The organism is Actinophytocola algeriensis (genome assembly GCF_014203735.1).
Taxonomy (GTDB): domain Bacteria; phylum Actinomycetota; class Actinomycetes; order Mycobacteriales; family Pseudonocardiaceae; genus Actinophytocola; species Actinophytocola algeriensis.
The window spans coordinates 503594-526537 of record NZ_JACHJQ010000007.1; the positions used below are offsets into that span (position 1 = coordinate 503594).

Annotated in this window: 22 protein-coding genes; 1 reads left to right on the plus strand and 21 read right to left on the minus strand. The window is 70.9% G+C overall.

All coding sequences use genetic code 11. The annotated features are described in order from the left end of the window. Window positions 1-98: 98 nt before the first annotated feature. From FHR82_RS33710 to FHR82_RS33780, 15 genes are all read right to left on the minus strand, one after another. Entirely contained in the window at window positions 99-422 is a 324-nt protein-coding gene (locus FHR82_RS33710; protein WP_133908662.1) for a DUF2469 domain-containing protein, read from the minus strand. After that, window positions 419-1201, minus strand: a complete 783-nt coding sequence (locus FHR82_RS33715) for a ribonuclease HII (RefSeq protein WP_221464640.1) — start codon at window positions 1199-1201, stop codon at window positions 419-421. The genes FHR82_RS33710 and FHR82_RS33715 overlap by 4 nt, the downstream gene beginning before the upstream one ends. Before the next feature lie 29 nt (window positions 1202-1230). Continuing rightward, a complete protein-coding gene (gene lepB / locus FHR82_RS33720) occupies window positions 1231-2142 on the minus strand; it encodes a signal peptidase I (RefSeq protein ID WP_184814633.1) in 912 nt (303 codons plus the stop codon). Window positions 2143-2339: 197 nt separating this feature from the next. Next, window positions 2340-3284 carry a signal peptidase I gene (lepB, locus tag FHR82_RS33725; protein ID WP_376706461.1) on the minus strand — a complete coding sequence of 315 codons (945 nt, stop codon included), beginning with the start codon at window positions 3282-3284 and terminating at the stop codon, window positions 2340-2342. Between the two features lie 36 nt (window positions 3285-3320). Then, window positions 3321-3680, minus strand: coding sequence for a 50S ribosomal protein L19 (gene rplS, locus FHR82_RS33730; RefSeq protein WP_184814634.1), 360 nt, complete (start codon window positions 3678-3680; stop codon window positions 3321-3323). A 131-nt stretch (window positions 3681-3811) separates the two neighbouring features. Beyond that, window positions 3812-4579 carry a tRNA (guanosine(37)-N1)-methyltransferase TrmD gene (trmD, locus tag FHR82_RS33735; RefSeq protein WP_184814635.1) on the minus strand — a complete coding sequence of 256 codons (768 nt, stop codon included), beginning with the start codon at window positions 4577-4579 and terminating at the stop codon, window positions 3812-3814. After that, window positions 4580-5101 carry a ribosome maturation factor RimM gene (gene rimM / locus FHR82_RS33740; protein ID WP_311771395.1) on the minus strand — a complete coding sequence of 174 codons (522 nt, stop codon included), beginning with the start codon at window positions 5099-5101 and terminating at the stop codon, window positions 4580-4582. Beyond that, complete coding sequence (locus FHR82_RS33745; RefSeq protein WP_184814636.1) at window positions 5098-5337, minus strand: RNA-binding protein; 240 nt, start codon at window positions 5335-5337, stop codon at window positions 5098-5100. Before FHR82_RS33745 ends, rimM begins: the two co-directional genes overlap by 4 nt. Window positions 5338-5410: 73 nt before the next feature. Continuing rightward, entirely contained in the window at window positions 5411-5899 is a 489-nt protein-coding gene (gene rpsP, locus FHR82_RS33750; protein ID WP_184814637.1) for a 30S ribosomal protein S16, read from the minus strand. Window positions 5900-6047: 148 nt separating this feature from the next. Continuing rightward, a complete protein-coding gene (locus FHR82_RS33755; protein WP_184814638.1) occupies window positions 6048-6803 on the minus strand; it encodes a CPBP family intramembrane glutamic endopeptidase in 756 nt (251 codons plus the stop codon). 49 nt (window positions 6804-6852) lie between these two features. Next, the gene (locus tag FHR82_RS33760) at window positions 6853-7929 is read right to left on the minus strand and encodes an amidohydrolase family protein (RefSeq protein WP_184814639.1); all 1077 of its coding nucleotides are present in this window, start codon (window positions 7927-7929) and stop codon (window positions 6853-6855) included. Between the two features lie 3 nt (window positions 7930-7932). Further along, window positions 7933-9483 (minus strand): signal recognition particle protein, encoded by a 1551-nt coding sequence (gene ffh / locus FHR82_RS33765; protein ID WP_184814640.1) that lies wholly within the window; start codon window positions 9481-9483, stop codon window positions 7933-7935. 172 nt (window positions 9484-9655) lie between these two features. After that, window positions 9656-12088 carry a [protein-PII] uridylyltransferase gene (locus FHR82_RS33770; RefSeq protein WP_184814641.1) on the minus strand — a complete coding sequence of 811 codons (2433 nt, stop codon included), beginning with the start codon at window positions 12086-12088 and terminating at the stop codon, window positions 9656-9658. Beyond that, entirely contained in the window at window positions 12088-12426 is a 339-nt protein-coding gene (locus tag FHR82_RS33775; protein WP_184814642.1) for a P-II family nitrogen regulator, read from the minus strand. The genes FHR82_RS33770 and FHR82_RS33775 overlap by 1 nt, the downstream gene beginning before the upstream one ends. A gap of 3 nt (window positions 12427-12429) precedes the next feature. Beyond that, window positions 12430-13755 carry an ammonium transporter gene (locus tag FHR82_RS33780; protein WP_311771396.1) on the minus strand — a complete coding sequence of 442 codons (1326 nt, stop codon included), beginning with the start codon at window positions 13753-13755 and terminating at the stop codon, window positions 12430-12432. 103 nt (window positions 13756-13858) lie between these two features. Between FHR82_RS33780 and FHR82_RS33785 the strand changes: the two genes are divergently transcribed. Beyond that, a complete protein-coding gene (locus tag FHR82_RS33785; RefSeq protein ID WP_311771397.1) occupies window positions 13859-14533 on the plus strand; it encodes a (2Fe-2S)-binding protein in 675 nt (224 codons plus the stop codon). On the opposite strand, the gene FHR82_RS33790 is transcribed toward FHR82_RS33785, so the two are convergent. The 6 genes from FHR82_RS33790 to aceB form a co-directional block, all read right to left on the minus strand. Next, the gene (locus FHR82_RS33790; RefSeq protein ID WP_311771398.1) at window positions 14521-15978 is read right to left on the minus strand and encodes a bifunctional phosphatase PAP2/diacylglycerol kinase family protein; all 1458 of its coding nucleotides are present in this window, start codon (window positions 15976-15978) and stop codon (window positions 14521-14523) included. The genes FHR82_RS33785 and FHR82_RS33790 overlap by 13 nt on opposite strands. 73 nt (window positions 15979-16051) lie before the next feature. Beyond that, entirely contained in the window at window positions 16052-17455 is a 1404-nt protein-coding gene (locus tag FHR82_RS33795; RefSeq protein WP_184814644.1) for an endonuclease/exonuclease/phosphatase family protein, read from the minus strand. A 71-nt stretch (window positions 17456-17526) separates the two neighbouring features. Continuing rightward, window positions 17527-18615, minus strand: a complete 1089-nt coding sequence (alc, locus tag FHR82_RS33800) for an allantoicase (RefSeq protein ID WP_184814645.1) — start codon at window positions 18613-18615, stop codon at window positions 17527-17529. Further along, window positions 18615-19934, minus strand: coding sequence for an allantoinase AllB (gene allB, locus FHR82_RS33805; RefSeq protein ID WP_184814646.1), 1320 nt, complete (start codon window positions 19932-19934; stop codon window positions 18615-18617). The genes alc and allB overlap by 1 nt, the downstream gene beginning before the upstream one ends. Then, window positions 19931-21154, minus strand: a complete 1224-nt coding sequence (locus tag FHR82_RS33810; protein ID WP_311771399.1) for a DUF6986 family protein — start codon at window positions 21152-21154, stop codon at window positions 19931-19933. The genes allB and FHR82_RS33810 overlap by 4 nt, the downstream gene beginning before the upstream one ends. Before the next feature lies 1 nt (window position 21155). After that, window positions 21156-22730, minus strand: a complete 1575-nt coding sequence (gene aceB / locus FHR82_RS33815; RefSeq protein WP_184814647.1) for a malate synthase A — start codon at window positions 22728-22730, stop codon at window positions 21156-21158. Window positions 22731-22944 lie beyond the last annotated feature (214 nt).

Below are 22944 nucleotides of genomic sequence, written 5' to 3' on the forward strand. Positions count from 1 at the left end.
CGGCCACGAGCCGATGATCAACTGTGGACAACTGCGCGGGCTGTGGACAACTCGCCCGCGCACGGGCCGGTGGGGACCGGTTTTGTCGGTGCTCCGTGTTAGGAGCCGAAGGGGCCCTCCTCGGGGAGCCGCAGGTCCGGCTTGTCCAGTTCCTCGACGTTGACGTCCTTGAAGGTGATGACCCGGACGTTCTTCACGAACCGGGCGGGCCGGTACATGTCCCAGACCCAGGCGTCGGACATCCGGACTTCGAAGTACACCTCGCCGTCCGAGTCCCTCACCTGCACGTCAACGCCATTGGCCAGGTAGAAACGACGCTCGGTCTCCACCACGTACGAGAACTGGCCGACGATGTCGCGATACTCGCGATAGAGCTGAAGCTCCATCTCGGTCTCGTACTTCTCGAGATCCTCCGCACTCATGCGGTTTCGCGCTCCTCATGCTCGACGGGCGTCGGCGTCTGGCTCGTCAGCCTCCCAACCTGACCATTCTGGACCACGGCGGCCGCAGCCACACTCAAGGCCACCGGGTGCGGTGCGCGCAAGCCGTGCGCGAGGCCCGCGGACGCCACGTTCACGAACGACCACCGGTGGGCCCTGCTCGGCCCGTGGACGGTCAGCGCGGCGCTGTGCGAACCCGTGCAGTAACCCTTGTGCTCGTCGAAGCCGTACTGCGGGAACTCCTTGTGGAGGTCCGCCATCATGCGGTCCCTGGTGACCTTCGCGAGGACCGATGCCGCCGCCACACAGGCCACGGCCTGGTCACCCTTGATGACCGGTGTCGACGGCGCGGTCAGGCCGGGGACGCGGAAACCGTCGATCAGCACGTAGCCGGGGTGGTTGTGCAGCCGGGCGATCGCCCTGCGCATGCCCTCGATGTTGCTGACGTGCACGCCCTTGAGGTCGACCTCCTCCACCGGGATGACCACGACCGCGTAGTCGAGGGCCCGGTGGATCACCCGGTCGTACATCTTCTCGCGGGCCGTGGCCGTGAGGAGCTTCGAGTCGGTCAGGCCTTCGAAGCGGGCAGAATCACCCGGTCGGAGTACACACGAGGCCACGACCAGCGGGCCGGCGCACGCTCCCCTGCCTGCCTCGTCGACGCCGGCTACCGGGCCGAGGCCCCGGCGGTCCAGCGCGGACTGCAGCGCCCAGTTGCCCGACTCGCGTCGCAGCACGGGTCGTGGCGGGCCGGACTCCAGCCAGCCAACACGGCGCCGCCGGGCCACAGTCACTTGCGAACTCCACTGGCTCGGATCGTCCTGCGCACCCGCTTGCCCAGCCACACGGTCGGGAACGCGGCCGCGAAGCCCAGGCCGACCGGCACGAACGGCATGGCGTTGTTCGTCGCCGCGCTCTGCGGGTTGTGGTCGCCAACACCGCGCCACCGCGACGGCGGCAGCACGATGTAGCGCACCTTGCCGATGACATTGTCCACCGGGACGAGGCCGTTCTTGCCGCCACCGCCCTGGCAGCGCGAGTCACACGAGTTGTTGCGGTTGTCGCCGAGCACCCACAGCATGCCGTCGGGCACCTTGATGGGCGGGAACGTCTCCTGCGTGTTGGTGCCGGGGAGCCAGTGGATGTACGGCTCGTCGAGCGGCTCGCCGTCGACCATGACCCGGTTCTTCTCGTCGCAGCACTCGACGGTCTGGCCGCCCACGGCGACGATCCGCTTCACGACGTCGTCCTCGTTGGGGGACGCGAGGCCGAACGCGGCGCCGACGTCCTGCAGCCACGACACGAAGCCGTTGCTGGAGCGGTTGGCGGAGAACTCCGACTGGTTCCAGGTGTTGGGCCGCTCGAAGACCACGACCTCGCCCGGTTCCGGGTCACCGAAGCGGTAGACGAGCTTGTCGACCAGCACGCGGTCGCCGTAGCAGCCGGGGCAGCCGTGGAGGGTCGCCTCCATCGACTCGGACGGGATGACGAACACCCGCGCGAGGAAGGTCTGGATGATCAGGGTGAGCACCAGCGCGACCCCGATCAGGATCGGGAGTTCCTTCCAGAACGAGCGCGGTTTCTTCTTGCCCCTGGCTTTCCGGCCCGACGTGGTGGGGTCGCCGGGTTTGTCCTGGTCAGCCGGGCCGTCCCCCTCGTCCTCGTTGTCCCTGCTGTTACCGGAGTGTGCGACGTCGACCACTAGAGCAGAGTACCGGTGTCCAGGGGGAAGGCTGCGGAGCGCATGGGGATGTCGGGGTTGCGGATCTTGTGGCCGTGCCGCTGGCCCGGCCGCGACGGGACAAGGTGCTGGTGGGCCGGGCGACGATCAGCGCGGGGAGCCGCGGCCGGGCGACGGCACGCCGAGGCTGTGGCACCGAGGACGGAGCGGCAGGGGCGTTACCTGCGGCGGATCTTGCGGCCCAGCCACAACGCGGGCCACGCGGCCAGCAGGCCGAGGCCCAGTGGGGCGCTCTGCTGCCACGCGGGGGCGCCCAGCGCGACCGCTTCGGGCGCCTGGGGGTCGTGGTCCCCGATGCCGCGCCAGCGGGACGGGGGCAGGACGATGTAGCGGGCCTTGCCGATCACCTTGTCGACCGGGACCACGCCGCGCAGGCCGCCGCCGCCCTGGAAGCGGGAGTCGGACGAGTCGCTGCGGTTGTCGCCCATCACCCACAGCGTGCCTTCGGGGACGGTCACCGGGTCGAAGCGCTGGCGGGCGTCCGGGGTGCCGTTCTGCCAGTAGATGTAGGGCTCGTCGAGTGGCTTGCCGTCCACCAGGACGTGCCAGTCCTCGTCGCAGCACTGGACGGTCTGGCCGCCCACGGCGATGACGCGCTTCACGAAGTCGCGTTCGTCGGGTGGGGCGAGGCCGATCAACGAACCCACGTACTGGACGCCGCGGACGAGGAAGTTGCCGGACTTGGGCGTCTGGATGTCGTTCTCGGTCCACGTGTCCGGGCCCTGGAAGACGATCACGTCGCCGGGTTCCGGGTCGGAGAAGTCGTAGACGAGCTTGTCGACCAGCACGCGGTCGCCCGTGCAGCCGGGGCAGCCGTGCAGGGTCTGCTCCATCGAGCCGGACGGGATCGAGTACACGCGACCCAGGAACTGCTGGATCAGGAACGTGAGCAGGAGCGCGACGGCCATCAACGTGAGCAGCTCACGCCACAGCGGCTGCTTCTTGGGTGGCCTGCGGTGCTTGCCCTGCTTGTCGGAGTGCCTGTCCTCCGTGCCGCCCCCAGGCCGCGACACCGGGATCGACCCGGTGTCGCGGACCTTGGGGATCAGATCTGTGTGCTCCGGATCATCCTCTGGAGTCGGAGCATGCACGGGGTTGGCCACACAACCCAGGCTACCGGGCCGCGCGGAAAACGCAGGTCAGGCCGTGGGGGCCGGCTCGCGCTTCTCCTTGATCTTGGCGGCCTTGCCGCGCAGCTCACGGAGGTAGTACAGCTTGGCGCGGCGCACGTCACCTCGGCGGTCGACCTCGACCTTGGCGATGTTCGGGGAGTGCACCGGGAAGGTGCGCTCGACGCCGACGCCGAACGAGATCTTGCGGACCGTGAAGGTCTCGCGGATGCCACCGCCCTGACGGCGGATCACGACGCCCTTGAACACCTGGACCCGCTCGCGGGAGCCCTCGATGACGCGGACGTGGACCTTCAGCGTGTCACCCGGCCGAAAGGCCGGAATGTCGGAACGCAGCGACTTGGCGTCCAGAGCGTCCAGGGTGTTCATCGGTGTATCCGTCCTCAACTGTTGTTTCGTTCATCCCGAAGCGCGATAACGCGACAGCGTTCCTAGTCAACCTCGGGGAGTCCGTTTGAGTGCGCCAGGCATCACCCGGTCGCAACAACCGGTCCAGTATGTCAGACCGATTTCGCCGGGTCGAAATCGGGATCTCGGACGCGGGCCAGATGGGCGAGGTCGTGCTTGTCGAGCGCGTCCTCCGGCAGGGCGGCGAGCAGTTCGGGGCGGCGTTCGAAAGTCCTGGTGAGGGCCTGGTCACGGCGCCAGCGGGTGATCGCGCCGTGGTTGCCGGAGCGGAGCACGTCCGGCACGGCGAGGTCCCGCCAGACCTCCGGCCGGGTGTAGCTGGGGCCTTCGAGCAGGCCGTCGGAGAACGAGTCCTGTTCGTGGGAGGCCGGGTTGCCGAGGACGCCGGGCAGGAGCCGGCCGACGGCCTCGACCATGGTCATCACCGCGACCTCGCCGCCGACGAGCACGTAGTCGCCGATGGAGACCTCGTCGACGGTCATGCGGCGGGCGGCGTCGTCGAGGACGCGCTGGTCGATGCCCTCGTAGCGGCCGCAGGCGAACATCAGCCAGTCCTCGCGCGCGTACTCGCGTGCCATGGCCTGTGTGAACGGGCGGCCCGCCGGCGTGGGAACGACCAGGCGGGGTGTGCCGCCGGCGCACAGCTCGTCGAGCGCGTCGCCCCACACCTGGGGCTTCATGACCATGCCGGGCCCGCCGCCGTACGGGCTGTCGTCGACGGCCTTGTGCACGTCGTGGGTCCAGCGGCGCAGGTCGTGGACGTCGACGCTCAGCAACCCGCGCTCGATGGCCCGCCCCAGCAGTGCCTGCCGGAGCGGGTCGAGGTACTCGGGGAAGATCGTGACGACGTCGATGCGCATCTACAGCAGGCCCTCAGGCGGGTCGAGCACCACGCGACCGCCCTTGACGTCCACCTCGGGGACGATCGCGCTGACGAACGGGACCAGGGCCTCGGTGCCGTCCGCCAGCTTGAGGACCAGCAGCTCGCCGCCGGGACCGCGGGCGATCTCGCTGACGGTGCCGACGGGCGTGCCGTCGACCAGCACCGCGGCGAGGCCCTCCAGCTCGTGGTCGTAGAACGCGTCCGGGTCGTCCGACGGCGGCAGCTCGGCGACGTCGACGAGCAGCTGCGCGCCGCGCATGGTCTCGGCCGCCGTGCGGTCGGGGACCTCGTCGAACCGGACCAGCAGGCGACCGGAGTGGGGACGGGCGGTCGACACCGTCACGGGGCGGACAGAACGGTCCCGGAGCCGCGCGGTGAGCACGGCTCCGGGAACGAAGCGTTCGCCGGGCACGTCGGTGTGGATGTCGACGGCGAGCTCACCGGTGATGCCGTGAGCCTTCGCGACACGACCGACCAGGAGAAGCTCGGCGTCGCTCACTGGTCGGTGTCGACGACGTCCACTCGGATGCCCCGGCCGCCGATGCCGGCCATGACGGTGCGCAGCGCGGTGGCGGTGCGCCCGCCGCGGCCGATCACCTTGCCGAGGTCGTCCGGGTTGACGTGCAGCTCGAGCGTGCGGCCACGGCGCGTGGTCACCAGCTCGACGCGCACGTCGTCCGGGTTGTCGACGATGCCGCGCACCAGGTGCTCAAGACCGTCAGCGAGAAAGCTCACAGTCGCCCCCTCGCAGGCTCCGGGGCGCCGCTCGCGGTCGCCCTGCGCTCATGGTTCGCTCCGCAAGCTCCGCTCACGAGGCGTCCTTAGCACCCTCATCCGACTTCTCGTCGGCCTTCTTCGCGTCGGCCTTCGCCTCGGTCTTAGCCTCGGTCTTCGCGTCGGTCTTCTTGGCGCCACCCTTCTTCTTCGGGGTGGTGGCCTCGGTGGTCGGCTCGCTGCCGGCCTCCTTGAGCGCCTGCGCGAACAGTTCTTCCTTGGAAGTCTTGACTTCCTTGACCTTCAGGGTGCCCTCGGTCCCCGGCAGGCCCTTGAACTTCTGCCAGTCGCCGGTGATCTCGAGGATCCGCTGCACCGACTCGGTCGGCTGCGCGCCGACACCCAGCCAGTACTGGGCGCGCTCGGAGTCGACCTGGATGAAGCTCGGCTCCTCCTTCGGGCGGTACTGGCCGATCGTCTCGATCGCCTTGCCGCTGCGACGGGTACGGGCATCCGAGACGATGACGCGGTAGTACGGCGACCGGATCTTGCCGAGACGCTGCAGCTTGATCTTGACTGCCACGGGTTGTGGTGCTCCTCTGAATCATGGTCGGACCTCGGCGAACCGCGTGGGGCACGGGCCACTGAGAATCCCAAGTTGATGGCGCCATGGCACGGTGAGAGGGGCCGGGCCACGACGGACAGCTAGCCATTCTGCCAGACGGCCCCGGTCAGGCGGGCATCGCCCCGAGTGCGACGAGCAACGTGGCGACCGCGGGCAGGAAGTTGTTGACCTGGTGGGCGATGATGCTGGCCCCCAGGCGGCCGGTGAACAGGCGCGCCAGCCCGATCGGGATGCCGATGACCAGCAGCAACGACGTGCGCAGTGGTTCGAGGTGGCTGACCGCGAAGATGATGGTGGTGAGGAAGAACACGGCCCAGCGGCCCCACTTGAGCCGTTCGAGCGCACCCCACAGCAGGCCGCGGTAGATGATCTCCTCGCAGATCGGGCCGATCAGCCACACGAACAGGAACATGGCGATCGCGAGCGCGACGGGCATGCGCTGGTTGTCCACCAGCGCGCCGACCGCCGACTGGGCGTTCTGGTCGCCGACGAGGTTCGTCCACACGAACGCGGCGAACGTCGTGCAGATCAGGCCGATGACCCCCCACTTGAACCCGGCCCTGACGTCCTCGGCGCGCATGGACCAGCGCAGGTCGATCTTCGGACCGTTGCCGCGCAGCCGGGTGACGAGCAGGGCCACGCCCGTCGCGAGCAGCGTGGGCACCATCGTGCCGATGACGATGACGGTTGGTGAGCCACCCGAGCCCGGCGCGATGATCCCGACCAGCGCGCCGATGACCACGGCGGACAACACGAACACCGCGAACACGAACAGGAACGCGCCGAAGCCCCACTTGTGGGTGCGTGTCTCCGAGGGGTCGGCGACGTCGGGGGTGGGCGTCGCTTCCCTCTCGGTCGTCACCTACCTCAGAGTAGTGCGTCGCGCACGGCAGAACCGGGTGGAGCGGGTGTCAAATGACGGCCGGATGAATGACACGGCCGCGGAGCACGATTCTCGACGGAGTCCGCAGCGCCGCCAGATCGGTCCGGGGATCGGTGTCGTAGGTGATGATGTCGGCCGCCGCGCCCTCCTCGATGCCCCGGAAACCGAGCCACTCGCGGGCGGTCCACGACGCGGCACCCAACGCGTCCGCACGGGACAGTCCCATCTCGTGCAGCGCGTCGACCTCGTCGACGATCCGGCCGTGGGCGATGCCGCCGCCCGCGTCGGTGCCCGCGTAGACCGGGACCCCGGCCTCCACCGCGGCGCCGACGGTCTGGCGGACCCTGGCGTGCAGGTCCAGCATGTGGCCCGCGTACGCCGGGTACTTGGTCGCACCGGCGGCGAGGCCGGGGAACGTCTCGATGTTGATCAGGGTCGGGACCAGTGCCGTGCCGTGGGCGACCATGAGGTCGATGGTGTCGGCGGTGAGGCCGGTGCCGTGCTCGATGCAGTCGATGCCCGCGCGGATCAGGCCGGGCAGCGCGTCCTCGCCGAAGACGTGCGCGGTGACCCTGGCGCCCGCGTCGTGCGCGACCTTGATCGCCTCGGCCAGCACGTCGTCCGGCCACAGCGGGGCGAGGTCGCCCGCGTCGCGGTCGATCCAGTCGCCGACCAGCTTGACCCAGCCGTCGCCGTCCGCCGCCTGCTCGGCGACCGCGGCCGGGAGGTCCGCCGGGTCTCCGAGCTCCTCGCTGAGGTCGCGGATGTACCGCTTCGGCCGGGCGATGTGCTTGCCCGCGCGGATGATCCGGGGCAGCTCCAGCTTCTCCTGCAGCGGCCGGGTGTCCATCGGCACACCGCAGTCGCGCACCAGGAGCGTGCCCGCGTCCCGGTCGGCCAGCGCGTGCTGCTCGACCTCGTCCAGGTCCTCGGCGGCGAGGCCGAGGTGGCAGTGCGCGTCGACCAGGCCGGGCACGAGGAAGCCGCCGTCGGAGATGGTCTCCGCGTACGGGACCGGGGTCAGCCGGATGCGCCCGTTGACGATCCACAGGTCGCGGGTCTCGCCCTCGGGGAGCACCACGCCCCGCATGTGGAGCGCGGGCATCCGCTACTTGTCCTTCTTCGGGAACTTGAGCTTCGACGGGTCGAAGCCCGGCGGCAGTCCCTGGTCGAGGCCGGACAGTCCCGGCGGCAGCTCGTTGAGGCCGGGCGGCATCTTCGACAGGTCGGGCATGCCACCGGGGAACGCGGGCAGTCCGCCGCGCACCTTCGGCGGTGTCGGACCCCGCCCCTTGCCCTTCTTCCCCTTCTTGCCCTTGCGCGACTTGCTGCCGCCGCGGGCGGCGCCGGGGAAGCCGAACCGGCCCGCCATCTGCTGCATCATCTTGCGGGCCTCGTAGAAGCGGTTCACGAGGTCGTTGACCTCGCGGATCGCGACGCCGGAGCCGCGGGCGATGCGCGCCCGGCGGGACGCGTTGATGATCTTCGGGTCGCTGCGCTCCGCCGGGGTCATGCCGCGGATGATCGCCTGCAGGCGGTCGAGGTGCTTGTCGTCGACCTGTGCCAGCTGGTCCTTCATCTGACCGGCGCCGGGGAGCATGCCGAGCAGGTTCGCGATCGGGCCCATCTTGCGGACCGCGAGCATCTGCTCCAGGAAGTCCTCCAGCGTCAGCTCACCGGTGCCGATCTTGGCGGCGGCGGCCTCTGCCTGGTCCTTGTCGAACACCTGCTCGGCCTGCTCGATGAGGGTGAGGACATCACCCATGCCGAGGATGCGGGAGGCCATCCGGTCGGGGTGGAAGGCGTCGAAGTCCTCGAGCTTCTCACCGTTGGAGGCGAAGAGGATCGGCTGGCCGGTGACCTCGCGGACCGACAGGGCGGCACCACCTCGGGCGTCGCCGTCGAGCTTCGTGAGGACGACACCGGTGAAGCCGACGCCGTCGCGGAAGGCCTCCGCGGTGTTGACCGCGTCCTGACCGATCATCGCGTCGACCACGAACAGCACCTCGTCGGGCTGCGTGGCTTCGCGGATGTTCGCGGCCTGCCGCATCATCTCCTCGTCGACACCCAGCCGGCCCGCGGTGTCGATGATGACGATGTCGTGCTGTGCGCGCTTGGCCTCGTCGATCGAGCGGCGGGCCACGTCGACCGGGTCGCCGACGCCGTTGCCCGGCTCCGGCGCGTAGGTCGGGACACCGGCGCGCTCACCGACGACCTGCAGCTGGTTCACCGCGTTCGGGCGCTGGAGGTCGCAGGCGACGAGCAGCGGGGTGTGGCCCTGCGTGGTCAGCCACCTGGCGAGCTTGCCCGCGAGCGTGGTCTTACCGGAACCCTGCAGACCGGCGAGCATGATCACCGAGGGCGGGTTCTTCGCCAGGTTCAGCCTGCGGGTCTCGCCGCCGAGGATCTTGACCAGTTCCTCGTTGACGATCTTGACGACCTGCTGGGCCGGGTTCAGCGCACCGGAGACCTCCGCGCCCTTGGCGCGCTCCTTGACGGCCGCGATGAACGTCCGGACCACCGGTAGCGCGACGTCCGCCTCCAGCAACGCGATCCTGATCTCGCGCGCGGTGGCGTCGACGTCGGCCTCGGAAAGCCGGCCGCGGCCGCGGAGGTTCTGCAGGACCGACGTGAGCCGATCGGAGAGAGTGTCGAACACCCTGTCGAGGGTAGCCGGTTGGGTGATGCGGCCGCCGGGATGGGCCCGACCCCTCGACGGGCCCAACCCCGGCCTACCCAGTGCGCTCCCTCCCCGGTGCGCAGGAACAGCCTCTCCGTTCCGGCAGGCAGGGGGCAGCGCGATGTCCCCCTGCCGGGGTAGGGGTTACTACTCAACCGGTGGGTGAGCAGGCGTTCAGGACGGCTTTTTCGATGTCCCCGCGCCAGTCCTCCCCGGCGGTGTCCCCGTTGGCCCGGCTCGTCGAGGCCAGGCTGAAGCTCGCGATCGCCGTGCCACCGACCTGCATCGCCCGCGCCCACAGGACGTCGGCGCCGCAGCGTTCCAACGCCTCCGCGACGCCGTGCAGCAGGCCGAGGCGGTCGGCGGCGCGCAGTTCCAGGACCACGTCCTTCGACTCGGCGCCGCCGTCGGCCTCGTCGTCGAACCAGAGGACGCGGGCCTGTGGCGGGTCGTCCTGCTCGGCCGCGTAGTCGCGTTCCTTCGCCGCCAGCTTCTCCGCGAGTGGGAGTGACCCCGACACAGATCGGGTGAACTGTTCGCGCAGCAGGCCCGCGTCCGGCAGGGAGCCGAAACGCGGGGACACCGAGAACACGTCCACCGCCACGCCGGAGTGGGAGCGCAGCTCCGCCGCGTGGACCTTCAGCGAGTGCAGCGCCAGCACGCCGGCGGCGCGGGACAGCAGGCCAGGGCGGTCCGGGGCCACCAGCGTGATCGTGGCGTACGCCTGGTCCGCCGAGATCATGATGTCCGGCCTGCCGGACGCGGCGACCGTCTCCGCGAGCGCCTGCTGCTCGGGAGTGAGCGGAGCGGGCGGCTCGTGCCGCTCCCCCGCCATGCGCCGCCCGCACCGCGACACCAGGTCCGCGACCAGTGACGCCTTCCAGTCCGACCACACGCCGGGTCCGGTGGCGAGCGAGTCGACCTCGGCCAGCGCGTGGAGCAGCTCCAGCAGCACCGGGTCGCCGCCGAGGGCGTCGACGACGCGCTGCACGGTCGCCTCGTCCTCGATGTTGCGGCGGGTCGCCGTGTGCGGGAGCAACAGGTGGTGGCGGACCATCGCGGACAGCGTGGCGATGTCCCCGGCGGGCAGGCCGAGCCGCGCGCCCACCTGTTCGGCGAGCGCGGCGCCCACCACGGAGTGGTCCTGGTCGCGGCCCTTGCCGATGTCGTGCAGCACGCTGCCGATCAGCAGCAGGTCCGGCCGGGACACCCTGGTCACGAGCTTCGCGGCGTTGGCGGTGGCCTGGACGAGGTGCCGGTCCACGGTCCACACGTGCGCGGCGTCGCGGGGCGGCAGGTCGCGGACCGCGCCCCACTCGGGGAACAGCCGCGCCCACAGGCCGGTCCGGTCCAGCGCCTCGACGACGTCGATGAGCCCCTCACCGGCGCCCAGCAGCGACACCAGCTCCTGCCGCACCTCCTCGGGCCACGGCGCGCGTGGCTCCGGCGCGGACTCTCCCAGCCGGGCCAGCGCCCCCGGCGCGATCGGGCGGCCCGTGCGGGCGGCCGCCGCGGCGACCCGCAGCAGGAGCCCGGGGTCCTTGCCAGGGTCGACGTCACGGGCCAGTGTGACCTCGTCCCCGTGGAGCACGACCCCCTCCGACAGCGGTCGTCGCTGCGGCTGGCGGCGCAGCACGCCCAGCACCCTGCGTGCGTTCCGGGCGGGCTGCATCGCGCGGAACGCCACGTCCAGCGCGTACGCGACCGCGCGCCCCGCCCCCGACAGCGCTCTGGCCAGCGCGAACCGGTCACCGATGCCCAGCACGGCGGCGATCTCGTCACCATCCTGCGGCATGAGCACGTCGCGGGGCCTGCCAGCGATGCGCCGGAGTTCGGTACGGGTGTCCAGGAGCAGCCTGCGTGCCTGCGACACCTCGCCGGAGGGCCGGTCGACCAGCTGCGCGAGGGCGAGCGCGTCGAGCACCGCCAGGTCGCGCAGGCCGCCGCGGCCGTGTTTCAGATCGGGTTCGACCCAGTGCGCGACCTCGCCGCTGCGCTGCCACCTGGCACGCGCGGAGTCGACGATCTCGTCCACCCTGCGCCGCACACCGGTGCGCCACGCGTCCCGCGCGGACTCGGCGAGCCGCCGCGCCAGTTCGGCGTCGCCCGCGAGGTGACGGGCGTCCAGCAGGCCCATCGCGGTGCGCAGGTCGTCCGCGGCCACGTCGATCGCCTCCGGCACGGTCCGCACCGAGTGGTCGAGGCCGACGCCGGAGTTCCACAGCGGGTACCACAGCTGTTCGGCGACCTTCTCGATGCGGTCGTCCCGCCTGGAGTCGTGGACCAGGACCAGGTCGAGGTCCGAGTACGGCACCAGCTCGCGGCGCCCGAGCCCGCCGACGGCGACCAGCGCGATCCCGGTCGCGCCGGCCGCGTCCTGGCCGATGCCCGCCTGCGCGGCGTGCACGGTGAGCCAGAACTCGTGCAGATCGGTCAGGGCCTCCCGCAGGACGTCCGGACCGAGCCGGCCTGGCTGGTGCGGCGCGCCACGGCCCAACAGCCGGTCGCGCGCCTGCACCAGGTCGGCAGCAGTGGGGGCGGCCTTGGCCTCGCGGCCGGCCGCCCCCTCCCCCTGAGGTGCCATCAGAGCGCGTCTGTGCCGCGCTCCCCGGTGCGCACCCTGACCACGGTGTCCACCGGTGTGACCCAGACCTTGCCGTCGCCGATCTTGCCGGTCCGCGCGGCCTCGACCACGGCCTCCACCACCTTGTCCCCGAGCGCGTCGTCGACCAGGACCTCGACCCGCACCTTCGGCACGAAGTCGACCGAGTACTCGGCACCGCGGTAGACCTCGGTGTGGCCCTTCTGCCGGCCGTAGCCCTGCACCTCGCTGACGGTCATGCCCAGCACACCGACCTGCTCCAGTGCGGCCTTGACGTCATCGAGCGTGAACGGCTTGATGATCGCCGTCACCAGCTTCATGGTTCAGCCTTCCTTGCTCGCTTTTGCCGGGACCTTGTTACCGGACAACGCGTCCGCGGCCTTGGACATCGACGACGACCCGCTGCGCAGACCGGAGAACTCGTAGGCGCTCTCCGCGTGCTCCGCCTCGTCGATGCCGGTGACCTCCTCGTCGTCGGTCACGCGCCAGCCCATCGTGACCTTGATGACGAAGGCGATGATCGCGGTGACCACGAACGAGTAGGCGAGGACGGCGAACGCGCCGACCGCCTGCTTGCCCAGCTGCCCGACACCACCGCCGTAGAACAGGCCGCTGACACCGGTGTCGTTGACGTAGGTGGTCTGGAACATACCGATGGCGAGCGTGCCCCACAGGCCACCGACCAGGTGGACGCCGACCACGTCGAGCGAGTCGTCGAAGCCGAGCCGGTACTTGAGGCCGACCGCGAGTGCGCAGAACACACCGGCGAGGACACCGATGAGCAGCGCGCCCCAGGTGTCGACGAACGCGCAGGCCGGGGTGATCGCGACGAGACCGGCGACGACGCCGGACGCGGCGCCGAGGCTCGTGGCGTGCCCGTCCCGGATGCGCTCGATGAGCAGCCAGCCGAGGATCGCGGCCGCGGTGGCCGAGAAGGTGTTGATGAACGCGACACCCGCGAGGCCGTTGGCGGCCAGCGCGGAACCGGCGTTGAACCCGAACCAGCCGAACCACAGGATCGCCGCGCCGAGCATCACGAACGGCAGGTTGTGCGGCTTCATCGGCTCCCTCGGCCAGCCGCGCCGCTTGCCGACGATGATGGCGAGCGCGAGTGCCGCCGCACCGGCGTTGATGTGGACCGCGGTGCCACCGGCGAAGTCGAACGCCACGAGGTCGTTGGCGATCCAGCCGCCGACGTGACCGGAGTCGTTGCTGAAGTCGAACACCCAGTGCGCCACCGGGAAGTACACGATCGTGGCCCAGATGCCCGCGAACAGCAGCCACGCGCCGAACCGCACGCGGTCGGCGATCGCACCGGCGATGAGCGCGACCGTGATGACCGCGAACATCCCCTGGAACGCGACGAAGCCGGTGGTGGCGAGCGCGTCCTCGTTGCCGATCAGGCCGGAGAGGCCGATGTACTGGGTGACGTCGCCGAGGAGCCCGCCACCGATGTCGTCACCGAAGGTGAGCGAGTAACCGTAGATGACCCACAGGACACCCACGACGGCGATTGCTCCGAAGCACATCATCAGCATGTTGAGCACGCTCTTCGTGCGCACCATGCCGCCGTAGAAGAACGCCAGCCCCGGTGTCATCAAGAGCACCAGGGCGGCACTGGTGAGCAACCAGGCCGTGTTCCCTTCCACGCTTTCCTCCTCTGCCTTCGCGGCCATCGAACTTGGCGAGCAGCATTCAAAAGGCAGGTTTCGCAGGATCGCGTGCTGTGTTTCACAGCGGTGAACTGTCCGAGTGGTCGTGTTACGAGCACGTTTCCGGACCGGTCGCCACTACCCTCGCGGCATCACCGGTCTGCAACCCGTGCCCGCGGCGGCGGTCACCGATCCCGACTGGCTCGGCGCAGCGCTCACCGCGACGGCGAGCCGGTTCCGGCTGGCCGGGGCCGCGACGGCCGGGGTCCTGTGGTGGTACTCGGCGAGTTCCGTGTTGCTCGGACCGGTGGCCGAGTCGTACGTGCGGGGCGGCCGGACGGCGGATCCCGCGCTGGCCTCGATGACGCTGTACCTGCACCCGGACGGCCGAGTGCTCGACGCGCGTTCTTCGTCCACTGTGGACGCTTCGACGGCGCCGGCCCGCGTCGCCGACGTGGTCGCGACGTGCGTGGCCGCCGTGACGTCGGCGTCCGGTGCGGCGGAGCGGTCACTGTGGGCGATCGCGACCGACTCGCTGGCCAACCGCGTGCTGTGGGCGGGCGGCACCGCCGCCAACGCGGTCGCGCTGGCGGCGGACGAGCGGTTCCCCGTGCCGAGGTACGTGACGGTCGGCGGGCAGCGCGCGGTGCGGCGGGCGTCGTGCTGCCTCGTGTACGAGGCGCCGGGGCAGCAGAAGTGCGTCAGCTGCCCACGTCAGAGCCCCGACGATCGGTTGCGACGGTTGCGGGCGGCGTTCGGGGGTCAGGGGCTGTAGACCGGCAGCGCGCGTTCCCGGACCTGGAACGAGAAGCGGCGGCCGAGCGGGCCGACCTCGCCGTCCAGCGCGATCCTGCGGTGGCCGTCGAGCAGCACCACGTCCACCCGCGCCACCTCGGCGTGCCGGTACACGTGGCTGGTGCTCAGCGTGCCGGTGAGCGAGGCCAGCAGGAACCGGGCGCGGGAGTACGGCAGGTCGGCGCGCAGGTACCGCACGTCCAGCTTTCCGGTCGCGAGTGACGGGCGGCGGGCCGCGCCGAAGCCCTTCGGCTCGTACGGGCCGTTGCCGACGAACAGCATCCACACCAGTCGCTCGTGGCCGTTCAGCATGATCTTCATCGGCTTGGCGCGGCGCAGGGTGCGGGTGGTCGCGAGCAGCACGGCCGTCCACTTGGGCCAGCGGGCCTCGAGCTTTTCCCGCAGCCGTACGGTTTCCGGGTAGCCGCCGAGGCTCGCGGTGTTCACGTACACCACTCGTTCGGTCTCGTCGCCGCGGTACGACACGTCGACCTCGGCCACGTCGCAGACCACGACCGAACCCGCGCGGGACGCGGCCTGCGCCTCGTCGAGGTTCTGGATGCCCAGGTCCCTGGCGAAGTGGTCGAGCGTGCCCGCCGGGACCAGCACGAGCGGCAGCCCGTGCTCGACGGCGACCCCGGCAACGCACGCGACTGTGCCGTCGCCACCGACCGCACCGATGGCCCTGACCGGACCGCTGTCAGTGCCGTTCCCGACCTTCTTGGTCAGCTCGGCGAGCACGTCGGTGTCCGGGAGGATCTCGATGACGTCCGCACGCGGCCACGCCTTGCGGACCTCGTCGCCCGCGTCGCCGCTCGAGCCGGCACCCGGGTTCACCACGAGCACGAGACCTTCGCCGTCACCCAGTTCCTCGGCGGTCGCCCGGCGCTGCGGCCCTTCGGGCAGGTCCTTGCGGTGCGGCCACCAGTGGCGGGTCGCGTAGGCGGCGCCGACGCCGATGGCCGCGCCCGCGGCGACGTCCGTCGGCCAGTGCACCCCGGTGTGGACGCGGCTGTAGCCGACGGCCGCGGCGAGCGGCAGCGTGACGGCCGCGGCACCGCGGTGCTCCATGGCGGCGGCCGACGCGAACGCGAACGCCGACGCCGAGTGCCCGGACGGGAACGACGACGACGTCGGCCGTTTCGTCATGCGCCGGTAGACCGGTAACAGCTCGGCGGCCGGGCGGCGGCGCGGGAACAGGCGCTTGCCGACGGCGCTCGCGGCGAAGCTCGCGATCCCGATGGCGGCGACACCGCGCAGCCCCGCCCTGCGCGTCGCACCCTTCTTGCCGATCAGCAACGCCGCGATCGCGAACCAGAGCTTGCTGCGGTTCGCCGCGCGGCCGAGCAGTTGGAAGCCGCGGTCGGCCGGGGTATGGGGAAGGTCTCCGCTGCGCCGGACGAGTTCGGCGTCGAACCGACTCACCCGGCGGAATCGGCGCCTGAACAGTGTCCGCACGCCGCGTGAGTACCGCCGGGCACGCGACCCGAAACATCACTCAGTCGGTGACGAACCACTCCCCGTCGAGGTAGGACATGACGGCGTCGCCGAGGTCGGACGACGTGAACGTGACTGCCGCGCGGACCGCGGCGGCCGGGATCCGCACCGTCGTGCCGCCGCCGGCGACCTTGGCCGGGTCGACGGTCGCGTCCAGCAGCGCCGTGCGCTGCTCCGGGGAGAACATCGACAGCGCCACGGGCATGGTCTGCTCGCACGGGCCGAAGCCCTCGTCCTCGGCCCGCTTCGCGGCCGGGCCCGCGATCTCGCACATGGTCGCGACATCCGCGGCACCGACCGCGTGCAGGTACTGCTGGTACCGCGTGATGGCGCCCTCGGTCGTCGGACCGGCGGGCGCGGTCGTGGTCGTCGTCGGCGCCTGGCTGGTCGTCGTGCCCGTGGTCGGCAGCGGGGTCGGCGGCGGCACGTCGGAGGACGGGATGCCGTCGAACGCGATCGTGGTGGCGAGGCCCCAGTGGTCGGACTCGTGGCTGACGAACCGGACGGTGTCGGTGGTCCGGATGCCCCGCGCGAGGATGTAGTCGATCCGCTTGGTGCCCAGGAACTTGCGCTTCTCGTTGCTGGTGGGACCCTTGTCGCGGCCCACGTCCGCGTAGCCGTAGGTGTCCATGAACGCGCGGATCGCGTCGACGGTCTTCGGGCTCGGGTACGGCTGGCCGGGCACGAAGTCGATGGTCTGGTTGAAGTCGCCGGTCAGCACGCTCGGCACGGTGTCCGCCTCGGTGATCTCCTGGATCTTCAGCACGTCCCCGGCCCGCACCTCGTCGGCCACCTGGTCGGCGAGCGCGAGGTGGGTGTTGTAGACGGCCACCGTCCCGCCCGGGACCGTGAGCTCGGCGCCGACGAAGGAGCGGCCGACCGACGGCAGCATGATGCCCTGGTCCGGCGTCTTGCCGTCGTCCTTCTTCCCGTCGTCGGTCAGCGGTTTCTGCCTCGTGATGCCGTCGCCGATGCGGATGAGCTGCGCGTTGCCCGCGGGCACGTCGCGGTAGTCCGGCCGCGGGCCCGACTCGCCCTTCTGCCCCGTGTAGTAGGTCGCGTTGCCGGAGAACGAGAAGTTCAGCTCCCACGTGTCGCCGGTCTTCTCCTCGAGGATCGTGCGCAGCTCCCGGGAGGCGGGCAGCGCCATCTCCTGGAGGTTCGCGACGTCGCCGCGCTGGTTCAGGATGTCGTCGGCCAGCAGCTCGTAGTCCGAGGTCAGCGCGTCCGTGCCCGCCGCGTCGCCCGCGCCGTTCTTGTAGCCCATGGCGGCGTTGAGGTTCACGATCCGCACCTCGTCGTGTCCCGCCGTCGCGGTCGGCGTCGGCGTGGGTCGCGGGGTGGCGCTGTCGCACCCGGCGACCAGCGCGGCGGCGGCGATGACCAGAACCAGTTTCCTCGGCACGCGGCCCATCATCGGGGAACGGCGACCGCGATGTCACCGGAACGCGCCCGCCTGTGCGCCCGCTGTGCGGGTCAGTGCGCCGACGGGATCTCGGTGAACGGGCGCGTCGCCACGAGCCCGGCCGCCTCCTCCTGGGACAGGCCCGCCTCCACCAGTGCCGCCTCCGCCTGGTTCTCCGGCAGGGTGTTGAGCCACCGGCACACCAGGTCGTTCTGCCCCGCCTCGGTCAGCGCGCCGTGCAGGCGCAGCCGCGCCATGCCGCCGTCGGGGTAGACGTCCATGCGGACGTGGGTCACGGCGGGGCCGGCCAGGCGGAAGCGGTGCCGGGTGTCGGGCTGCAGACGGGTTCTCGGCAGCAGCTCGAACCACTCGTCACCCACGCGGCCCGCGAGCGAGGCCCAGCCCGGTGCGTTTCCCTTGAAATGGCTGGTGTCCAGCTCGGCCATGCGCACGGCGCCCTCGGCCGCGAGCGCGACCGACACCCAGTCGTTGTCCTCGTCGCGGCGGCGTGCTGTCTCCCAGCCATCCCCCATCACCTGCGCGAACCCGGGCGAGATCAGGTTCGCGGGCGAGGAGTAGAACATGTTGCTGCAGCCGTCGACCGCCGCGCCGTGCTCCAGTGCCGCGAGGTCCAGCGACGCCAGGTCGAGGAACCTCGGGTCGGCCACCGGCGTGCCGTGCACGCGCAGCCGCGCGACGCCGCCGTCCGGGTCGATGGTCAGCCGCACGTGCGTGAACCGGTGCGGGTCGTCGACATCGAACGGGTTCTTCGTGTTGCCCAGCAAGGGAGAACGCGGCACCAGCGGCCGCCAGTCCGCGCCGGCCAGTTCGGCGGGTGACGGGTAGCCGTCCACCGACGCGCCCTCGACCCAGCAGAACGGCGGGTAGTTGCCGGTGAAGTAGGCCGTGTCCACGACGACCCCCCGGACCACGCCGGGCAGCCCGAGCCGGACCACCGCGCTGTCGGTGCCCGGCTCGCGACGCCGCCGCGTCTCCCAGCCGTCGTAGATCTGTCCCTTGTGGCCGAACGTGGCGGGCTGGAAACCCGGTTCCTGCGGGCGGATCAGGTTCTCCCGCTCGGCGAACAGCTCGTCGTTCGCCCACAGCACGCTGCCACCCACCCGTCGGGAGGCGAGATCCGGCATGCCCGTGAAGTCCATCAGCGCTCCAGCAGTTTTCCGTGCGGGGCCGCACCCGTCACCTCACGGCCGCGCAGCCACGTGCGGCGCACGACCCCGGTGAGCGTGCGGCCGTGGTAGGCCGAGACCGCGTTGCGGTGGAACAGTTCCTCGGCGTCCACGGTGAACTCCCCGTCCGGGGCGAACACGCACAGGTCCGCGTCGCGGCCGACCTCGATGGCGCCCTTGCCGGTCAGCCCGGCGAGTTCCGCGGGTGCCCACGACATCCACCGCACGAGTTCGGTCAGTGGCACACCGCGCCGCCGCGCCGCCGTCCACATGGCGGGCAGGCCCAGCTGCAGCCCGGCGATGCCGCCCCACGCCTCACCGAAGTCGCCGGTGTCGAAGCGTTTCAGGTCCGCGGTGCACGGCGAGTGGTCGCTCACCACGCAGTCGATGACGCGGTCGGCGAGCCCCTGCCACAGCGCGTCCTGGTTGGCGGAGTCGCGGATCGGCGGGCAGCACTTGAACTGCGTGGCGCCGTCCGCGATCTCCTCCGCGCTCAGCGTCAGGTAGTGCGGGCAGGTCTCCACGGTGATCGCCACCCCGTCGCGGCGGGCGGCCGCGAGCATCGGCAGCGCGTCCGCCGACGACAGGTGCAGCACGTGCACCCGCGCGCCGGTGCGCCGGGCGAGGTCGATGAGCGTCGCGATCGCGCGGTGCTCGGCCTCCTTCGGGCGGGACGCGAGGAAGTCGCGGTACGCGCGGCCGTGCGGGCCGGGCGCGTGCTCGATGAGGTCCGGGTCCTCCGCGTGGACGATCAGCAGCGCGTCGACCCGGGCGAGGACCGCCATCACGGCGGCCAGTTCGCCCGTGGACAGGTGCCCGAACTCGTCCACACCGGAGTGCAGCAGGAAGCACTTGAAGCCGAACACGCCCGCCTCGTGCAGCGCGGGCAGCTGCTCCAGGTTGCCGGGCACCGCACCGCCCCAGAACCCCACGTCCACGTGGGTCTGGCCGAACGCGGTGGTGCGCTTGACACCCAGGGCCGCGACGTCGGTCGTCGGCGGCACGCTGTTGAGCGGCATGTCGACGATCGTGGTGACCCCGCCCGCCGCCGCCGCGCGGGTGGCGGTCGCGAAGCCCTCCCACTCGGTGCGGCCGGGGTCGTTGACATGCACGTGGGTGTCGACCAGACCCGGCAGCAGCACCTCGTCGTCGGCGAGGTCGACGAACGCGGGCCCGTCGAGCTCGGTTCCGACCGCGACGATCACGCCGTCGGCGATGCCCACCGCGCCGGGGTGCTCGCCTGCCGGGGTGATCATCCGGCGGGCGCGGATGACGAGCTCCGGTTGTGTCACAAGGTGTCCCTGCGGGCCAGCCTGCCCAGTTCCACTTCGGACAACCCGCACAGCTCCTCGACCTCCGCCGGGGACAGCGCCCCGCAGTCCAGCGCCCGACGCATCGACATGGCGAGCGCTTGCGCCGTGGCGGGTTCGTCCAGCACACCCGCGTCGGCCTTCTGCACGTAGGCGCGCAAACGTTTGGCGTCCGCGGCGGCATTACCGAGGTAGAACGTGTAGTTGGCGGCGTAGCGGGTGACGAGCTGCGCGGGGTGCATGTCCCAGCCCTGGTAGAAACCGTGGGTCAGCGACCGCAGCGTGAGCCCGAAATGCGTGCGCCATGCCGCGTGCACGGCATCCCGGTCGCCCACCGGCAGGACGTTCGACGAGCCGTCCGACAGGCGCACTCCGGTGCCGGCGGCGCTGACCTGCATGACGTGCCGGGCGAAGTCGCACGCCGCGTGCGCGAGGTGCTGCTCCGCGGCGGACAACCCGCATGCGGCGGTGTAGTCGTAGGTGCCGAAGTGCAGACCCGACACCCGGCCCTTGCCCGCGCTGATGAACCCCGGGATCGCGAACCGGCCCGTCGCGTCCACTATGGACTGGGTGGTCTCGATCTGGATCTCGAACCGCAACCGGCCTCGTTCGAGGTCCAGCCGGTCCTCCAGCACCTCGAGCAGCTCGACCAGCGCGGACACCTGCTCGACCGAGGTGACCTTCGGGAACGTCAGCACGAGCCCGGCGGGGAACTCGGCCAGCTGCGACAGGAACAGGTCGAGCGTGCGGGCGCCGCGCTCGAACAGCTCGAACGACTTGAACCGGATGCCGACCCACGGCACGTCGAGCGTGGCGGCCAGGCCCGCGCACCGGACGGCGTCGTCGTCCTCGTCGGCGCGCAGGCCGTAGCCGTCCTCGAAGTCGATGCGCAGGTCCTCGACGGGCTCACCGGTGAGCTTCGCGACGACCTTCTCGTGCACGGGTTCGGCCAGCTCCGGCGGCAGCCCGAGCACCTCGGCGAACGCACGCGGGCCGGGCGCGTGCTCCTCCAGCGCCTCGATGGCGGCCGCACCCCACTGGGCAGGCAGGTCGTCGGTGACCTTGTCCGCGGGCACGTAGCACGTGTGCACGGGCTGCCTGCCGCCCGCGTCACCGGGGTACCGCGCCGCCCGCTCGGCGTCCACACCGGACATCCGGCGGGCGAACCCGGCCAGCAGCGACCCGTCCAGGGACGTGCGCACCTCAGATCCGCTCGTAGGCGGGCAGCGTCAGGAAGTCGGGGAAGTCGTCGGCCAGAGCGACCTGCTCGAACAGCTCGACCGCGGGCGCGAGGTGCTCGGCGGGCACCACGTCCGTGAGCGACTGGCGCACGTCGGCCAGCAGTTCGCGCACCAGGTCGGCGGTGACGGTGGCACCGGTATCGAGCGTGACCTCGTTGCGCACCCACTGCCAGACCTGCGAACGGGAGATCTCGGCCGTGGCCGCGTCCTCCATGAGGTTGTGGATCGCGGCCGCGCCGTTGCCGCCCAGCCAGGACGCGAGGTAGCGGACGCCGACGTCGACCGCGGCCCGCAGGCCCGCCGCGGTGGTGTTGCCGGGCGTGGACCTGACGTCCAGCAGCTGCTCCGCGGTCACGGAGACGTCCTCGCGGAGCTTGCCCAGCTGGTTCGGGTTGTCGCCGAGGACGTTCGTGAACTCCTCGTCGCAGATCGGCACAAGGTCCGGGTGTGCGACCCAGGAGCCGTCGAAGCCGTCACCAGCCTCGCGGCTCTTGTCGTCGTGCACCTTGGCCAGGGCTTTCTCGGTGACCTCGGGATCGCGGCGGTTGGGGATGAACGCGGCCATGCCGCCCATCGCGAACGCGCCGCGTTTGTGGCAGGTGCGGACCAGCAGCTCGGTGTAGGCACGCATGAACGGGGCGGTCATGGTGACGTCGTTGCGGTCGGGGAGCACGAAGTCGGTGCCCGCGTCCCGGAAGTACTTGATGATGCTGAACAGGTAGTCCCAGCGGCCCGCGTTGAGGCCGGACATGTGGTCGCGCAGTTCGTAGAGGATCTCCTCCATCTCGAACGCCGCCGGGATGGTCTCGATCAGGACTGTCGCGCGGGTGGTGCCGTGCGGGATGTCCCTGGCTTCCTGCGCGTAGGTGAAGACGTCGTTCCAGAGGCGGGCCTCCAGGTGCGACTCCATCTTCGGGAGGTAGAAATACGGGCCGCTGCCCCGGTTCAGCAGTTCTCGCGCGTTGTGGAAGAAGTAGAGGCCGAAGTCGACCAGCGCGCCCACCGCCCGCTTGCCGTTGATCTCCAGGTGGCGCTCGTCCAGGTGCCAGCCTCGGGGGCGCATCACGATGACCGCGTGCTTGTCGCCCTTGAGCGCGTAGCTCTTGCCCTCCGGGGAGGTGAAGGCGATGGTCTTGCGGACCGCGTCGGCCAGGTTGACCTGGCCGCCCACGACGTTCTCCCAGTGGGGGGTGTTGGCGTCCTCCAGGTCGGCCAGCCAGACCTTGGCGCCGGAGTTGAGGGCGTTGATCGCCATCTTGCGCTCGGTGGGACCGGTGATCTCGACGCGGCGGTCCCTGAGGTCCGCCGGGGCTCCCGCCACCTGCCAGTCGGACTCGCGCACCTCGCGGGTCGACTCCAGGAAGTCGAGGCGGCCCGTGCGGGACGCCTCGTCGCGCCGGGCGCCACGGGCCGCGAGCAGCTCGTCCCGCCTGCTCGCGAACCGCTCGTGGAGTTCGCCGAGGAACGCCAGCGCGTCGGGGGTGAGGATCTCCTCGCTTCGCTCGACTGGACCGCCGAGTACCTGGATGTCGACCATGGCTACACCCTAGGTTCCCCCGAGCCCGTCGCGCACGACCTCGTCGATGCCGTGAAAGGCGCGTTACCGGCGTTCAACGACACCAACGCGTCTTTCACGGCACTCCATCAGCCGTCAACGCGCCTAATGGGTGGTGAGTCGGTCATCGGGCAGACTTGGGTCTGGCCGCCAGTGGGTGAGCACTTGTTGCGCCTGGACGTGGAGTGCTAGTGAA

Coding starts and splice junctions, on each gene's coding strand:
- FHR82_RS33710 (WP_133908662.1), bottom strand. CDS start 422: ATGAGTGCGGAGGATCTCGAGAAGTACGAGACCGAGATGGAGCTTCAG.
- rplS (WP_184814634.1), bottom strand. CDS start 3,680: ATGAACACCCTGGACGCTCTGGACGCCAAGTCGCTGCGTTCCGACATT.
- trmD (WP_184814635.1), bottom strand. CDS start 4,579: ATGCGCATCGACGTCGTCACGATCTTCCCCGAGTACCTCGACCCGCTC.
- FHR82_RS33760 (WP_184814639.1), bottom strand. CDS start 7,929: ATGCCCGCGCTCCACATGCGGGGCGTGGTGCTCCCCGAGGGCGAGACC.
- FHR82_RS33770 (WP_184814641.1), bottom strand. CDS start 12,088: ATGGCACCTCAGGGGGAGGGGGCGGCCGGCCGCGAGGCCAAGGCCGCC.
- FHR82_RS33775 (WP_184814642.1), bottom strand. CDS start 12,426: ATGAAGCTGGTGACGGCGATCATCAAGCCGTTCACGCTCGATGACGTC.
- alc (WP_184814645.1), bottom strand. CDS start 18,615: ATGGACTTCACGGGCATGCCGGATCTCGCCTCCCGACGGGTGGGTGGC.
- aceB (WP_184814647.1), bottom strand. CDS start 22,730: ATGGTCGACATCCAGGTACTCGGCGGTCCAGTCGAGCGAAGCGAGGAG.